We start from the raw sequence: 14,454 nt of genomic DNA on the forward strand, positions 1-14,454 counted from the left end.
CGATTGATGGAGGGGGTGGGCACGGCGCAAGCGCGCCTTTGCCCACCCTACAGATGCGTCACGTCGGACGTGTCACCGCAAACTGGCGTTGATCTTGTCCAGCACCGCCGAGCCCGGGCACAGCGTATCCGCTTCAAGCGTGTTGAGCGGTGTCTCGACCGTGTTGAGATGGGCGTGCAGATCGTCCGCATCGGGATCGACATAGAGCAGCCCGGTGACGATCTGGCCCTTGGCGGCGTGCTTGGCGAGGAAGGTCTGGGCGCCGAGCCGGTCGTGCGGATCGTAGTCGGCGTCGATCTTGCGCAGCGCTATCTTGCTGCCGTCGTGCTGCTCGACCACCTGCACGGTACCGGGCGCGTAATCGACCGCGATCGGATCGCGGCCGACCAGCACGTCGAGCCGGTTCACCGCGTCATTGTGCTCGCGGACATAGTCGAAGCTCTTGGTCGATCCGGCGTGGTTGTTGAAGGCGATGCAGGGGCTGATGACGTCGATGAAGGACGCGCCCTTGTGGCCGATCGCGGCCGCGATCAGCGGCACCAGCTGATTCTTGTCGCCGGAGAACGAGCGCGCCACGAAGGTGGCGCCGAGTTGCAACGCGATCGCGACGAGGTCGATGGCGTTGTCGGTGTTGGTGACGCCCTTCTTGCTCTTCGAGCCGCGGTCGGCGGTTGCCGAGAATTGGCCCTTGGTCAGGCCGTAGACGCCGTTGTTCTCCACGATATAGGTCATGTTGACGCCGCGCCGGATCGAATGCGCGAACTGGCCAAAACCGATCGAGGCGGAATCGCCGTCGCCCGAGACGCCGAGATAGATCAGGTCGCGGTTGGCGAGGTTCGCGCCGGTCAGCACGGATGGCATGCGGCCGTGCACGGAGTTGAAGCCGTGCGAATTGCCGAGGAAGTAGTCCGGCGTCTTCGACGAGCAGCCGATGCCGGAGATCTTTGCGACACGGTGCGGCTCGATCGAGAGCTCGTAGCAGGCCTCGATGATCGAGGCCGTGATCGAGTCATGGCCGCAGCCGGCGCATAGCGTCGAGATCTTGCCCTCGTAGTCGCGATGCGTGTAGCCGAGCTCGTTCTTCTTGAGCCCCGGATGATGAAACTTCGGCTTGGCAATATAGGTCATGACACGGCCTTGCGGAGCGGGGTCACCTTGAGGTGATCCTGGTGGTCGCCAATGGCTTTTGCAATGAAGCGGGCGGTGATCGGGGTGCCGTCATAATGCACGATCGGCACGAGGCGGACCGGATCGATGCCGTTCTCGTTGACGATGAGCTGACGGAGCTGGCTGTCGCGGTTCTGCTCGACCACATAGACGAAGTCGTGCTCGGCGAGGAAGCTGGCGACGCTGGAGTGGAACGGGAAGGCGCGAATGCGCAGGCGATCGAGCTGGTGCCCGCGTGCTTCCAATAGTCCGATCGCCTCGTCCATCGCCGGCGAGGTCGAGCCGAAATAGATCACGCCATATTTGGTCGGCCGTTCCGCATTGGCCTGCAGCGGCCGCGGCACGAGGTCCTGCGCGGTCTCGAACTTGCGCACGAGCCGCTGCATGTTGTCAGCATAGACAGTGCCTTCCTCGGAATAACGCGCATAGCGGTCGCGCGAGGTGCCGCGCGTGAAGTAGGAGCCCTTGGTCGGATGCGTGCCGGGATAGGTGCGGTAGGGGATGCCGTCGCCGTCGACATCGAGATAGCGGCCGAAGTCGCGGCCTTCCTCCAGCATCTCCGCAGTCATCACCTTGCCGCGGTCATATTGCTTGGCGTCGTCCCACTTCAGGGGCCGGCAGAGCCGGTGGTTCATGCCGATGTCGAGATCGAGCATCAGGAAGATCGTGGTCTGCAGACGCTCGGCGAGGTCGAACGCGGCGGCCGCGAACTCGAACGCCTCGGCCGGATCTTCGGGGAACAGCAGCACATGCTTGGTGTCGCCATGCGAGGCATAGGCGCAGGCGATGATGTCGCATTGCTGGGTGCGGGTCGGCATGCCCGTCGAGGGGCCGGCACGCTGGATGTTCATGATCACGGCCGGGATCTCGGCAAAGTAAGAAAGGCCGATGAACTCGGTCATCAGCGAGATGCCGGGCCCCGAGGTCGCTGTGAAGGCGCGCGCGCCGTTCCAGGAGGCGCCGATGACGATGCCGATCGAAGCCAGTTCGTCCTCGCCCTGTACGATCGCGTACTTGGCTTTGCCGGTTTCCGGATCGTGCCGGTACTTCTTGCAATGGGCGGTGAAAGCTTCGGCCACCGACGAGGACGGCGTGATCGGATACCAGGCACACACCGTGGCGCCGCCATAGACGGCGCCAAGCGCGGCAGCGCTGTTGCCCTCGATGAAGATGCGGTCGCCGACCTTGTCAGATTTCTTCACCCTGAGACCGATCGGGCATTTCAAATTCTGCAGTGCCCAGTCGCGGCCGAGATGCAGCGCGTGGACGTTGGAGGAGAGCAGCTTCTCCTTGCCCTTGTACTGCTCGCTGATCAGCTGCTCGATCAGCTTCGGGTCCATCTCGAGCAGCGCACTGAGCGCGCCGAGATAGATGATGTTCTTGAACAGCTGGCGCTGGCGCGGATCGGTGTAGGTCGAGTTGGTGATCGCGGTCAGCGGCACGCCGATCACGGTGATGTCGTCGCGGAATTTGGTCGACGGCATCGGCTTGGTGGAATCGTAGAACAGATAGCCGCCGGGCTCGATGCCGGCGACGTCCTTGTCCCAGGTCTGCGGGTTCATCGCCACCATCATGTCGACGCCGCCGCGGGCGCCGAGATGGCCGTCTTCCGTCACCCGCACCTCATACCAGGTCGGCAGGCCCTGGATGTTGGAGGGGAAGATGTTGCGCGGGGAGACCGGCACGCCATGGCGCAGGATCGCGCGTGCGAACATCTCGTTCGCGCTGGCCGAGCCCGAGCCATTGACGTTGGCGAAGCGGACGACGAAGTCGTTTACGCTGCTGATCGGCTTTTTGTCGGACATGTCGAACCTGCGTGAGTCATCTCGATGAAATATTTCTGCATGTCCCAGGCCCCGGTGGGACAACGCTCGGCGCACAGCCCGCAATGCAGGCAGACGTCCTCGTCCTTGACCATGACGCGTCCGGTCTTGAGATCGGACGAGACGTAGAGATCCTGATCCGGGTGCGGCGAGGGCGCCTTAAGGCGCGTGCGCAGGTCGCTTTCCTCACCATTGCCGGTGAAGGTGATGCAATCCATCGGGCAGATGTCGGCGCAGGCATCGCATTCGATGCAGAGCGAGGTCGAGAACACGGTCTGGACGTCGCAGTTCAGGCAGCGATGGGCCTCGCCGAGCGCGAGCTTGACGTCATAGCCGAGCTCGACCTCGGTCTTGATGTCCTTCAGCGCGACCACCTTGTCGCGATGCGGCACCTTGAAGCGCTTGTCGATGGAGATGTCGTTGTCATAGCTCCATTCGTGGATGCCCATCTTTTGCGAGGAGACCTGCACCTCAGGCAGTGGCCGCTCGGTGATGTCCTCGCCGGAGAGCAGCTTGTGGATCGACAACGCGGCATCGTGGCCGTGCGCGACCGCCCAGATGATGTTCTTCGGGCCGAATGCGGCATCGCCGCCGAAGAACACTTTCGGGTTGGTCGAGACAAAGGTCTTCGGGTCGACCTTGGGCATGTGCCATTTGTCGAACTCGATGCCGCAATCCTGCTCGATCCAGGGGAAGGCATTCTCCTGGCCGACCGCGACCAGCACGTCGTCGCACGGAATGGTCTGATCGGGATCGCCCGAGGGCACCAGATTGCGGCGGCCTTTTGCGTCGTATTCGGCTTTGACGTGCTGGAAGGTGACGCCGATCAGCTTGCCGGCGACGTGCTTGAAGGCCACCGGAACCATGTAGTTGAGGATCGGGATATCCTCGTGGATGGCGTCTTCCTTCTCCCAGGGCGAGGCCTTCATCTCCTCGAAGCCGGAGCGCACCACCACCGTGACTTTCTCGCCGCCGAGGCGGCGCGCGGTGCGGCAGCAATCCATCGCGGTGTTGCCGCCGCCGAGCACGATCACGCGCTTGCCGATCTTGTCGGTGTGCCCGAACGAAACCGAGGAGAGCCAGTCAATTCCGATATGGATGTTGGCAGCGGCTTCCTTGCGGCCGGGAATGTCGAGCTCGCGGCCGCGCGGCGCGCCGGAGCCGACGAAGATCGCGTCGTATTTCTCGGCGAGCAGCGCCTTCATGCTCTCGATGCGATGGCCGCCCTTGAATTCGACGCCGAGACCCAGGATGTAGCCGGTCTCCTCGTCGATCACCGAATTGGGCAGGCGGAATTTGGGGATCTGCGTCCGCATCATGCCGCCGGCTTCGGGATCGCCGTCGAACACGGTGCAGTGATAGCCGAGCGGCGCAAGATCACGCGCCACCGTCAGCGAGGCCGGACCGCCGCCGACGAATGCGACGCGCTTGCCGTTCTTCGCGGTCGGCTTCGGCAGCCGTTGCTTAATGTCGTCCTTGAAGTCGGCCGCGACGCGCTTCAAGCGGCAGATCGCTACCGGCGTCTCCTCGACGCGGCCGCGGCGGCACGCCGGCTCGCAAGGACGATCGCAGGTGCGTCCCAGGATTCCGGGAAACACGTTCGATTTCCAATTGATCATGTAGGCGTCGCTGTAGCGGCCTTGTGCGATCAGTCGGATGTATTCGGGAACCGGGGTGTGCGCAGGACAGGCCCACTGGCAATCGACCACTTTGTGAAAGTAGTCGGGGGCCGCGATATCGGTCGGTTTCATTCCTACCCTCGTCCGCGCAGGCTCAAAGACCTGGCGGCCTCTTCTTGAGCTTGTCCACGCTTAACGCGCGGCGATCTGGTTTCTGAATGACGTCATTGGGTTAGCTTATTAGAACCGTCCCGGAGTACAACGGCAAATTTTCGTGCGTCCCCGCTTTCATGGGAGCCAAGCGCGCACAGCATTAACAGCCGCACGCACTCATGCGGCAGTGCAGCATGAGCTCTCCGCGCGTCGAAGATCTCGTGCCCCGGACGCAGCGCAGCGCCTCTTCGGTGGTGCTCTGCAGAGCCGGGGCCCATGCATCAGCAAGTGCGTGGCCTGCTGGGCCCCGGCACTGCGCAGCAACGCTTGCGCGTTGCGGCGCGTCGGGGACACGAGAGCAACGCGCTTCAGCTGCTCGCGATATCGCTCTTCGCCAGATCCCACATCAGGCTGTAGGTGCCGACGGAAACGGGAGGCGGAAATGGCGCCGCGGCGGGGCCGGTAAAGCGTTCGGCGATGACGGCCGAGACCGCACCGACGCGGATGCCGTCGATCAGCACGAACCAGTCGCGTGCGCCTTCGTTGCGCACGGCCGGAATTTCAGGCGTTGCGCCGGACAATTCCGATTCGCTCTCGAGCAGATGCATCGAGATGATGCCTTCGCATGTCTCCGGCGCCAGCTTTTCTTGCAGTGCATCACGCCATGCGCTCGCATTGTCTGGATGAGGCCGTAACCGCACGAGCCCGAGCGCGGCCCCGCGGCCGCTCCCCTTGCTGATGGTGATGCGCGCGACCACGCGCAGCATGTCCTTGAAGCGCGCCATGGTCCGCCGCGACCAATCGGTCGGATTGGCAAGCCGCGCCCGGTAGGCGGGACTGTCGAGCACGGCGAGCGTCGCGGTCGAATAGAGGCAGAGATATTTGGGATTGGCGGCGTGCGCGACATAGCGTCGTGCTTCGAGAAAGCCTTCGATCGCGACGCGTTCTTCGAGATGTTCGCGATCGTACCAGTGGTTGAAATCGGCCTCATCTGAAGCGTCGATGTTCATCGACGTCAGCAGCATGCCCTTCCCGGCAAGCGGCATTTTCTTGTCCTTGTTTCGCGCTAGCGCGCGGCCTTTGACGCAAGATCCGCGATCGACCTCATCACCGCGTCCCGCACGCCGGCATCATAGAGCGAATGGCCGGCCTCTTCCACGATCCTGACCTCGGAACCCGGCCACACTTTCGCGAGCCGTGCGGATGTCTCAGGCGGGCACAACAGGTCGTAGCGGCCTTGCACGATAATGCCGGGGATGTCTTTCAGCCTGGCAGCATTTCGCAACAACTGCTCTTCGCCCATGAAGGAGTTGTTGGCGAAATAATGCGCCTCCATGAACGGCGTCGCCGGCAGCGTGCGCCAGACGTTGAGCGAGGCAAGATCAAGTCGCGTCTTGGCCGCCTTGTGCTCCGACAGCGCGCGCTCGGTGTCATGCCAGGCACGCGAGGCCGGACCATGTATAGCGGGATCGGCATCGAGAATACGGCGATAATAGGCTTGCACCGGTCGCGCGCGCTCCTCCGGCGGCAGCACGCTGAGAAAATCCTCGTGCAAGGCCGGGTAGAATTGCGCCAGTCGCGCGGTAAAGGCGGTCTCGACTTCTCCCTGCGTGCCCAGAAACGTCGCGCGCAGCGCAATGCCGGAGACGCGCTCGGGATGGGCCTCTGCATAGGCCAGCGCCAGCGTCGCGCCCCAGGAGCCGCCCACTACGATCCAGCGTGTGATGCCGAACTTTTCGCGGATCTTCTCCATGTCGGCGATCAGATGCGCCGTGGTGTTGTGCTCGCGCGAGCCCTTCGGCCGGCTGCGGCCGCAGCCACGCTGGTCGAACAGCACCGCGTGCATGCGCTCGGGATCAAACAGCCGGCGATGATCAGGCTGGCAGCCGCTGCCGGGGCCGCCGTGCAGATAGATCGCGGGAATGCCGCCTTCGCGGCCGACGCTTTCGACATGGAGCTCGTGGCCGTCGCCGACATCAAGCATATCGGAGGTCAGCGGCGCGAAGGGATCGGCGCGCCTGGCGGCGGTACCTGCGTCGGCGTCAGGCCCCATTCTCGGATTCCAGGGTGCCACCGGCGAAGTTGCGGTAGAGGAAGCGGTTGGTCTCGCCTTCGGCCTCGGTTTCCGCCTGCTTGAAGATGGTCTCGTGCAGCGGCGACAGCGCGCAGGCCGGATCGGTGTTGGCGGCATCGCCTGTCAGCGCAAAGGCCTGGCAGCGGCAGCCGCCGAAATCGATCTCGCGGAACTCGCAGGTCTTGCACGGCTCTTTCATCCAGCCGGTGCCGCGATAACGGTTGAAGGCCTCGGAGTTCTGCCAGATCCAGGCGATCGAATGGTTGGAACGCACCGACAAGAAGTCGAGTCCGGTGATGCTCTCGGCGGCGTGGCAGGGCAGCACCTTGCCGGCGGGGGAGATGTTGAAGAACTGCCGGCCCCAGCCGCCCATGCACTTCTTCGGCCGCTGCGCGTAATAATCAGGCACGACGTAGTCGATCGCGAGCGTGCCCTTCAGCCGCTCGCGCGCTTCTTCGACGAGGCGGGTGCACTCATCGAGTTGCGCCACCGTCGGCATCAGCGCGGCGCGGTTCTTCAGCGCCCAGCCGTAATACTGCACATTGGCGACCTCGAGCCGGTCGGCGTCGAGATCGATGGACATCTGGATGATGTCGGGGAGCTGATGCAAATTCTGCCGGTGCATCACCGCATTCACGGTGAGCGGCAAGTCGAGCTCGCGCGTCCATTTGGCGACCTCGAGCTTCTTGCGATGGCCGCCCTTGTAGCCGGCGACGCGATCGGCAAGGCCTTCCTCGATGCCCTGGAAGGAGATCTGCACATGGCAGAGCCCGGCATCGGCAAGCTCGCCGAGCTTCTCGCGCGTCAGCAGCACGGCCGAAGTGATGAGGTTGGTGTAGAGCCCGACGTCGCTGGCATGCTTGACCAGCTCGACCAGGTCTTTCCGCGCGGTCGGCTCGCCGCCGGAGAAATGCACCTGCAGCACGCCGATCTCGGCGAGCTCGCTCAGAACCTTCTTCCATTCGTCGGTGGTCAGCTCCTTGCCCGAGCGATCGAGCTCGACGGGATTGGAGCAATAGGGGCATTGCAGCGGGCAGCGATGCGTGATTTCCAGCAGCACCGCAAGCGGAATGCCGAAGGTCTCAGCCGTCGAGCGCTGCTTCTCCAGCACCGCAAGGCTATCGCTGGCGTCGGGCGGGATGGTCGGGAGCACATCGCTCATGGCGTCTTCTCCCTGATCTCGGTCAAAAAACCCTTGTCAGCGAGATCCTGCAGCATGGCGATGACATCGGTCAGGATTGCCTCGCGCGGCGCGGCGTATTTCGCCGCCAATTGATCGGCGACCTCGCCGACATTGCGCTTGCCGTCGCAGAGCTGCAAGACCTCGACCGCGATCTCGTCCGGCGCCAGCACCCGTTCCGGCGCCAGGATCACCCAGACCTTGCGCGTCTCGTCATATTTCAGCTTGGCATGCCGCGGCAGCACGGGGCGGCTTGCCTCGCTGACGCTGATGTTCCGCGGCCCGGCCATGGCTTGGTCCTCTTAACCCGCCTTGGGCACGAACGCGCCCGGCGGAATGTTGCCTTCGACATAGGCATGATAGAGCGCGTCGAGCTGCACCCACAACACGTTGGTCTTGAAGATCAGCGCATTGCAGACGGAAGCGCGCTCCTCCGGCGTCCGGGCATGCGTCCTGACATAGTCGAGCGCGAAATTGGCATCGCGCGGCGCCTGTGTCAGGCGGCGCTTGAAGTAGCTCATGATGTCGGGATTGACGAAGTCGTAGTGCTGCAACATGCCGGCGATGCGCTCTTCGTGGATGCTCGGCGCGAACAGCTCCGTGAGCGAGGAGGCGATCGCCTCCAGCGGGCTCTTCTCGCGGCAATAGTGCACATAGGCTTCGACCGCAAAACGCGTTGCCGGCAGGATTCCCTCGGTCGATTCCACATAGGCCGTGTCGAGCCCCAGGCCTTCGGTCAATTTGATCCAGCGCTCGATGCCGCCCTCTGAGCCGACGTCGCCGTCATGATCCTCGATGCGGTGGCGCCATTCCAGGCGCGTGGCGCGGTCGCGGAAGCGCGAGATCACGACCGCGTCCTTGATCGGGATGGTGCTCTGGTAATAATAGCGGTTCAGCGCCCAGGCCTGCACCTGGCCCTTGTTCAGCTTGCCGCCGTGCAGCAGCTTATGGAACGGATGCAGGCTGTGATAGCGCGTCGCGCCGATATGGCGCAGCGTGGCCTCCAGCTCCTCGGCCGAGTTGAGCCTGATATCCTTGCCGATCGAGAGCGCAGTCATTCCCGTCATGGATACAGCAGTCACAGCACGATCTCCGTTCCGTCGGCGGGAATCTGCCACCCCGCTTGTTCAGCAGTCTTGCGTTCAGCCGAGGCAGGCAGCAGCGCCGGGTTCGAGTTGTTGATATGAAGAAATATCTTTCTTCCGATCGAGAGATCGGCGAGCCGCGCAATCGCGCCGTCGTCGCCGGACATCGCGACATGGCCCATGCTCTTGCCGGTTTTGTGGCCGAGCCCGGCCTTGATCATCTCGTCGTCCCGCCACACCGTGCCGTCGAAGAACACCAGTGCGGCGCCGTCGATCTCGGCCTTGAGCGCGTCGGTCACCTCGGCGCAGGCGGCGATGAAATAGAAATACTTGCCGGTCGCCTTGTCGGTGATCTTCAGGCCCAGCGTATCACCCTCGCCATTCTCGCCGCCGGGATGCGCCTTGCCTTCCAGGTACCAGGCCGATTTTCCCGGCACCGCGAAGGCCAGCACCTCGAGGCCTGAGCGTGCACCGTCGGCCAGCCGCGGCTCGAACGGCTCACTGATTGCGATCGGCTGCCGCTTGACGTTCTTCTCGTTCAGCACGTTGAAGATGCTGTTGCTGGCCAGGATCGCCAGCACCTTCTCATGCGCATAAACCGTGAAGGGCGAGCCCTCGCGCATCGACAGCAGGCCAGCGACCGCATCCACTTCGCTGTTGGTCAGGATCACGCCTGCAACAGGCGTATGACGCAGCGCCCCGGCCTTGGGATGCAACTGCGGCGTGGCATTCAATTGCTGGCGCAGATCCGGGGAGGCATTGATCAGGAACCAGTGCTCGCCGTCGCCGCTAAAGGCGACTGAGGCCTGGGTTCGATACAACTCATGGCCGTGGCTACGTGCGGCCCGGCAGCCCTCGCAACCGCAGTTCCATTGCGGGACTCCGCCGCCGGCCCCGGCGCCCAGGACGACGACGCGAAGCATGATCCGTCTCCTGGAAGCAACGTCGCGAGGTGGATCTCAAGTCCACAAGGTTCGGTCCGACACAATCTCCATCATTCGGAAACCGATCGTGACCGAAAGATCCACCTGCGCAGAACGCTTAACTGCCGACCGCTTACTTGCGGGTGGCGCTCACATACATGTTGATTTCCATGCCGCAGGGCACTTCGACGATCTTGGGGGCTTTCCAGGCCATTTTGGCTCTCCATTTCGCGACTTCGGACGTTTCCGCCCGGGGTTAAATTACTGCCGGCGTTAAAGTTCGCCAGTGAAATTTTCCCGAGCACGAGCATACTGCGCCGCGAAACATGGGCGGGGAACAGTACTTTCTGGTGATACGGCTCTGCGCGTGGCGCATTCGGTCGCGAACCCTGTCCTGATAAAGCAGTTGTGAGTGCACTGCAGCTTTCAATCCGGTACAGGCGCCTCTAGCTGGATCTCATGATGCCCAAATATTTCTTCAACACGCGTATCGGCGATGAATTGATCGTGGACCCCGAAGGCGAGGATCTGCGCAATCCCGATCGTGCCTGGGAGGTTGCCCGCCAGATGATCCTGGAGGTGGTGAAGTCCGAAGGCGCCCAGCCGGCCCTGCTCGAGGCCGTCATCGAGGTGACCGACGTCGAGGGCGAGATCGTGCTGGAGTTTCCCTTCACCGAGGCGCTGCTGGACATGCCGGACCAGTCGGCGACGCGGCATTAGGGGCCCGAACTCTCTCCCCGTCATTGCGAGCGCAGCGAAGCAATGTAGAATCCCCTCCGCGGCGGCAGTCTGGATTGCTTCGCTGCGCTCGCAATGACGGGAAGGTTTCCCCTGCGAAATCCGCATGGCTTTGCCGCGTTCCCGGCGCTAAAAGACGCCGGTCACACGGAGCACGTCATGCAAGATCTCTGGCGCCTGTCGGCCGCCGACCTCGCCACTCTCGTCAAATCCAGGAAGGTGTCGGTCAAAGAGGCGGCCAAGGCCGGCCTCGAGCGCCTGGATGCTGTCAATCCCAGGCTCAACGCCGTGATCGACCACCGGCCGGAGGACGTGCTCAAGCAGGCTGACGCGGTCGATGCCGCCATTGCCAGGGGCGAGGACCCCGGCGTGCTCGCCGGCGTCCCCGTCACCATCAAGGCCAATGTCGACCAGGCGGGCTTTGCCACCACCAACGGCCTCAAGCTCCAGCGCGATCTGATCGCACGCGAGGACAATCCTGTCGTCGCCAATTTCCGCAAAGCGGGCGCCATTCTGCTCGGGCGCACCAATTGCCCGGCCTTCTCCTATCGCTGGTTCACCACCAACCTCGTCCATGGCGACACCAAGAACCCGCGCGATGCTTCGCTGACCCCGGGCGGCTCGTCCGGCGGCGCCGGCTCGGCAGTCGCGGCCGGGATCGGCGCCATCGCCCACGGCACCGATATCGCCGGCTCGATCCGCTATCCCGCCTATGCTTGCGGCGTGCACGGCCTGCGCCCGACGCTCGGCCGCATCCCGGCTTTCAATCCGGCGCTCCCGGAGCGCCCGATCGGCCCGCAGATCATGGCCGTCTCGGGCCCCTTGGCCCGCACCGTCAACGACTTGCGCATCTCGCTCGCGGCGATGTCGGCGCGCGACGTGCGTGATCCCTGGTATGTGCCGGTGCCGCTGGAAGGCCCCGCGCGCGAGAAGCGCGCCGCGATCTGCCTCAATCCGGATGGCCTTGCCACCACAGCTGAGGTGAAGGCCGCCGTGACCGACGCCGGCAAGCGCCTCGAGCGCGCGGGCTGGACCGTCGACATGATCGAGAACACCCCGCCGATGCGCGAAGCCGTCGAATGGCAGCGCAAGCTCTGGCTCGGCGATGGCTTCGAGGCGCAGCTCGCAATGGCCGAGCGCGAGGGCGATCCCGGCGCGCTGGCCTGCCTCAACGGCAACCGCTCCAAGGTCACGCCGATGGACCAGGCGAATTACGCGCAGGCGCTGACCCGTCGCGCCACGCTGACGCGCGAATGGATGCTGTTCTTCGAAAAATACGCCGTGGTGCTGACGCCGGTTTCCGGCGAGCTGCCGTTCCCCGATCATCTCGACCGCAAGGATTCGGCCTCCTTCGAGCGCGTCTGGGAAGCGCAGATGCCGCAGATCGCGACACCCTTCATGGGCCTGCCGGGCCTCGTGGTCTCCACCGGTCTCGTCGGCAAGAGTCCGGTCGGCGTGCAGATCGTCTCCGGCCGCTATCGCGAGGATCTCTGCCTGCTCGCCGGCGAAGCGATCGAGGCGGGCGGCGTGCCGCCATCGCCGATCGATCCCGTGGGTTAGCGATGTCTGAGATTTACGATTTCAAGGCCAATTCGCTTGCAGGCGAAGAGGTCGCCCTGCGCCGCTTCGAAGGGCAGGTGCTCTTGATCGTCAACACCGCGAGCAAATGCGGCTTCACGCCGCAATATCGCGGCCTTGAGGATCTGCACCGCGACCTGTCGCCGCGCGGCTTCTCCGTGCTCGGCTTTCCTTGCAATCAGTTCGGCGCGCAGGAGCCGGGGCAGGCAGCTGAGATCCAGGCGTTCTGCTCCACCAATTACGACGTCACCTTCCCGCTGTTTGAGAAGATCGACGTCAATGGGCCGAAGGCCCATCCGCTGTACGAGTACCTGAAACGCCAGCAATCCGGCCTGCTTGGTTCCTCCATCAAATGGAATTTCACCAAATTCCTGGTGGACCGTGCCGGCAAGGTAATCGCGCGCTACGCGCCGACCGCACGGCCCGAAGGGCTGCGCAATCAAATTGAGACCCTGTTATGAGCGAGACATCAATGAGCGACGAATTTCCTGATCGACTGTCGGTCGACCCCAACAGCCCCTATTACAACGCGGACATCCTGTCGCGCGACGTCGGCATCCGCTTCAAGGGCATCGAGAAGACCAATGTCGAAGAGTACTGCATCAGCGAAGGCTGGGTCCGCGTCACCGCCGGCAACGCCAAGGATCGCTACGGCAATCCGCTGACCATCAAGGTGCATGGGCCAGTGGAGCCGTATTTTAGGGACAAGAAGTAAGCGCGTCGCACCTAAATGTTTCCCCGTCACCCTGAGGTGCTCGCCTCTTCGGCGAGCCTCGAAGGATGACGGGGAGGCAGGCGAAGTTGCTCCCGATTACCGAAGGCTGAACACCATGTCCGTCCGCATCGTCGACGTCCGCGAGATCACCAAGCCGATCTCATCGCCGATCCGCAACGCCTATATCGACTTCACCAAGATGACGACGAGCCTCGTTGCCGTCGTCACCGATGTGGTTCGCGATGGCAAGCGCGTCGTCGGCTACGGCTTCAACTCCAACGGCCGCTACGGGCAGAGCGGCCTGATCCGCGAACGCTTCGCCTCGCGCATTCTCGAAGCCGATCCGAAGAAGCTTCTGAACGAGGCCGGCGACAATCTCGACCCTGACAAGGTCTGGGGTGCGATGATGACCAACGAGAAGCCCGGTGGCCACGGTGAGCGCTCGGTCGCGGTCGGCACCATCGACATGGCGGTGTGGGACGCGGTCGCCAAGATCGCAGGCAAGCCGCTGTTTCGCCTGCTCGCCGAACGCCATGGCCGGCCGGCCAATCCGCGCGTCTTCGTCTATGCCGCCGGTGGCTATTATTATCCGGGCAAGGGGCTCTCGATGCTGCGCGGCGAGATGCGCGGTTATCTCGATCGCGGCTACAACGTCGTGAAGATGAAGATCGGCGGTGCTGATATCGACGAGGATCGCATCCGCATCGAGGCGGTGCTGGAAGAGATTGGCCAGGACGCGCAGCTCGCGGTCGACGCCAACGGCCGCTTCAATTTGGAGACCGGCATCGCCTACGCCAAGATGCTGCGGGACTATCCGCTGTTCTGGTACGAAGAGGTCGGCGATCCTCTTGACTACGCGCTGCAGGCCGCGCTCGCCGAATTCTATCCGGGCCCGATGGCGACAGGCGAGAACCTGTTCAGCCACCAGGACGCCCGCAATCTGATCCGCTACGGCGGCATGCGCCCCGACCGCGACTGGCTGCAATTCGACTGCGCGCTGTCCTATGGCCTCTGCGAATACCAGCGCACGCTCGAAGTGCTGAAGACCTACGGTTGGTCCCCCAGCCGCTGCATCCCGCACGGCGGCCACCAGATGTCACTGAACATCGCGGCGGGCCTGGGTCTCGGCGGCAACGAAAGCTACCCCGACCTGTTCCAGCCCTATGGCGGCTTCCCCGACGGCGTCCGCGTCGAGAACGGCCACATCACCATGCCCGATCTCCCCGGCATCGGCTTCGAAGGCAAGTCCGATCTCTACAAGGAGATGAAGGCGCTGGCGGAGTAGGGAGGCGACGGCGTCTCCAACAACTCGGTGTCATCCCCGCGCATGCGGGGATCCATAACCCCAGGGAGGAGTTACGGCGCGAGCTGGTCACTCCGAGTCTTCGCCAAATCCAAT

General features: G+C 63.6%; 15 protein-coding genes. 5 read left to right on the top strand and 10 right to left on the bottom strand.

What is annotated here, in order from left to right; genetic code table 11:
• Positions 1 to 72 precede the first annotated feature (72 nt).
• From XH89_RS07680 to pqqA, 10 genes are all read right to left on the bottom strand, one after another.
• Complete coding sequence (locus tag XH89_RS07680) at positions 73 to 1,128, bottom strand: 2-oxoacid:ferredoxin oxidoreductase subunit beta (protein WP_194466491.1); 1,056 nt, start codon at positions 1,126 to 1,128, stop codon at positions 73 to 75.
• Positions 1,125 to 2,972, bottom strand: a complete 1,848-nt coding sequence (locus XH89_RS07685; RefSeq protein WP_194466492.1) for a 2-oxoacid:acceptor oxidoreductase subunit alpha — start codon at positions 2,970 to 2,972, stop codon at positions 1,125 to 1,127. Before XH89_RS07685 ends, XH89_RS07680 begins: the two co-directional genes overlap by 4 nt.
• Entirely contained in the window at positions 2,942 to 4,741 is a 1,800-nt protein-coding gene (locus tag XH89_RS07690; RefSeq protein WP_194466493.1) for an FAD-dependent oxidoreductase, read from the bottom strand. The genes XH89_RS07685 and XH89_RS07690 overlap by 31 nt, the downstream gene beginning before the upstream one ends.
• A 389-nt stretch (positions 4,742 to 5,130) precedes the next feature.
• A complete protein-coding gene (locus XH89_RS07695) occupies positions 5,131 to 5,808 on the bottom strand; it encodes a DUF4286 family protein (RefSeq protein WP_194466494.1) in 678 nt (225 codons plus the stop codon).
• Positions 5,809 to 5,828: 20 nt separating this feature from the next.
• On the bottom strand, positions 5,829 to 6,815 hold the full coding sequence (gene pip, locus XH89_RS07700) for a prolyl aminopeptidase (RefSeq protein ID WP_194466495.1): 987 nt from the start codon (positions 6,813 to 6,815) through the stop codon (positions 5,829 to 5,831).
• Positions 6,805 to 7,998 carry a pyrroloquinoline quinone biosynthesis protein PqqE gene (gene pqqE, locus XH89_RS07705; RefSeq protein ID WP_194466496.1) on the bottom strand — a complete coding sequence of 398 codons (1,194 nt, stop codon included), beginning with the start codon at positions 7,996 to 7,998 and terminating at the stop codon, positions 6,805 to 6,807. Before pqqE ends, pip begins: the two co-directional genes overlap by 11 nt.
• Positions 7,995 to 8,306 carry a pyrroloquinoline quinone biosynthesis peptide chaperone PqqD gene (pqqD, locus tag XH89_RS07710; RefSeq protein WP_194466497.1) on the bottom strand — a complete coding sequence of 104 codons (312 nt, stop codon included), beginning with the start codon at positions 8,304 to 8,306 and terminating at the stop codon, positions 7,995 to 7,997. Before pqqD ends, pqqE begins: the two co-directional genes overlap by 4 nt.
• Before the next feature lie 12 nt (positions 8,307 to 8,318).
• Positions 8,319 to 9,074 (bottom strand): pyrroloquinoline-quinone synthase PqqC, encoded by a 756-nt coding sequence (pqqC, locus tag XH89_RS07715; RefSeq protein WP_371825222.1) that lies wholly within the window; start codon positions 9,072 to 9,074, stop codon positions 8,319 to 8,321.
• 20 nt (positions 9,075 to 9,094) lie between these two features.
• Positions 9,095 to 10,024: a pyrroloquinoline quinone biosynthesis protein PqqB gene (gene pqqB, locus XH89_RS07720; protein ID WP_194466499.1), complete on the bottom strand. Its 930-nt coding sequence runs from the start codon at positions 10,022 to 10,024 to the stop codon at positions 9,095 to 9,097.
• A 133-nt stretch (positions 10,025 to 10,157) separates the two neighbouring features.
• A complete protein-coding gene (gene pqqA, locus XH89_RS07725) occupies positions 10,158 to 10,238 on the bottom strand; it encodes a pyrroloquinoline quinone precursor peptide PqqA (RefSeq protein ID WP_007595659.1) in 81 nt (26 codons plus the stop codon).
• Between the two features lie 248 nt (positions 10,239 to 10,486).
• On the opposite strand from pqqA, the gene XH89_RS07730 reads away from it, so the two are divergent.
• The 5 genes from XH89_RS07730 (at position 10,487) to tarD (ending at position 14,340) form a co-directional block, all read left to right on the top strand.
• Positions 10,487 to 10,744, top strand: coding sequence for a hypothetical protein (locus XH89_RS07730; protein WP_194466500.1), 258 nt, complete (start codon positions 10,487 to 10,489; stop codon positions 10,742 to 10,744).
• A gap of 177 nt (positions 10,745 to 10,921) precedes the next feature.
• A complete protein-coding gene (locus XH89_RS07735; protein ID WP_194466501.1) occupies positions 10,922 to 12,322 on the top strand; it encodes an amidase family protein in 1,401 nt (466 codons plus the stop codon).
• Positions 12,323 to 12,324: 2 nt separating this feature from the next.
• On the top strand, positions 12,325 to 12,801 hold the full coding sequence (locus XH89_RS07740; protein WP_194466502.1) for a glutathione peroxidase: 477 nt from the start codon (positions 12,325 to 12,327) through the stop codon (positions 12,799 to 12,801).
• The gene (locus tag XH89_RS07745; protein WP_092237479.1) at positions 12,798 to 13,055 is read left to right on the top strand and encodes a DUF3297 family protein; all 258 of its coding nucleotides are present in this window, start codon (positions 12,798 to 12,800) and stop codon (positions 13,053 to 13,055) included. Before XH89_RS07740 ends, XH89_RS07745 begins: the two co-directional genes overlap by 4 nt.
• 115 nt (positions 13,056 to 13,170) lie before the next feature.
• Complete coding sequence (gene tarD, locus XH89_RS07750; protein ID WP_194466503.1) at positions 13,171 to 14,340, top strand: D(-)-tartrate dehydratase; 1,170 nt, start codon at positions 13,171 to 13,173, stop codon at positions 14,338 to 14,340.
• Positions 14,341 to 14,454: the final 114 nt, after the last annotated feature.

The sequence above is a fragment of the Bradyrhizobium sp. CCBAU 53340 genome (assembly GCF_015291645.1).
GTDB lineage: Bacteria > Pseudomonadota > Alphaproteobacteria > Rhizobiales > Xanthobacteraceae > Bradyrhizobium.

Bases quoted from the DNA above. Each gene is read 5' to 3' on its own strand.
- pqqE (WP_194466496.1), bottom strand. From the start codon at position 7,998: ATGAGCGATGTGCTCCCGACCATCCCGCCCGACGCCAGCGATAGCCTT.
- pqqD (WP_194466497.1), bottom strand. From the start codon at position 8,306: ATGGCCGGGCCGCGGAACATCAGCGTCAGCGAGGCAAGCCGCCCCGTG.
- XH89_RS07735 (WP_194466501.1), top strand. From the start codon at position 10,922: ATGCAAGATCTCTGGCGCCTGTCGGCCGCCGACCTCGCCACTCTCGTC.
- XH89_RS07740 (WP_194466502.1), top strand. From the start codon at position 12,325: ATGTCTGAGATTTACGATTTCAAGGCCAATTCGCTTGCAGGCGAAGAG.
- XH89_RS07745 (WP_092237479.1), top strand. From the start codon at position 12,798: ATGAGCGAGACATCAATGAGCGACGAATTTCCTGATCGACTGTCGGTC.
- tarD (WP_194466503.1), top strand. From the start codon at position 13,171: ATGTCCGTCCGCATCGTCGACGTCCGCGAGATCACCAAGCCGATCTCA.
- pqqC (WP_371825222.1), bottom strand. From the start codon at position 9,074: ATGACTGCGCTCTCGATCGGCAAGGATATCAGGCTCAACTCGGCCGAG.
- XH89_RS07695 (WP_194466494.1), bottom strand. From the start codon at position 5,808: ATGCCGCTTGCCGGGAAGGGCATGCTGCTGACGTCGATGAACATCGAC.
- pqqA (WP_007595659.1), bottom strand. From the start codon at position 10,238: ATGGCCTGGAAAGCCCCCAAGATCGTCGAAGTGCCCTGCGGCATGGAA.
- XH89_RS07730 (WP_194466500.1), top strand. From the start codon at position 10,487: ATGCCCAAATATTTCTTCAACACGCGTATCGGCGATGAATTGATCGTG.
- XH89_RS07685 (WP_194466492.1), bottom strand. From the start codon at position 2,972: ATGTCCGACAAAAAGCCGATCAGCAGCGTAAACGACTTCGTCGTCCGC.
- XH89_RS07680 (WP_194466491.1), bottom strand. From the start codon at position 1,128: ATGACCTATATTGCCAAGCCGAAGTTTCATCATCCGGGGCTCAAGAAG.
- XH89_RS07690 (WP_194466493.1), bottom strand. From the start codon at position 4,741: ATGAAACCGACCGATATCGCGGCCCCCGACTACTTTCACAAAGTGGTC.
- pip (WP_194466495.1), bottom strand. From the start codon at position 6,815: ATGGGGCCTGACGCCGACGCAGGTACCGCCGCCAGGCGCGCCGATCCC.
- pqqB (WP_194466499.1), bottom strand. From the start codon at position 10,024: ATGCTTCGCGTCGTCGTCCTGGGCGCCGGGGCCGGCGGCGGAGTCCCG.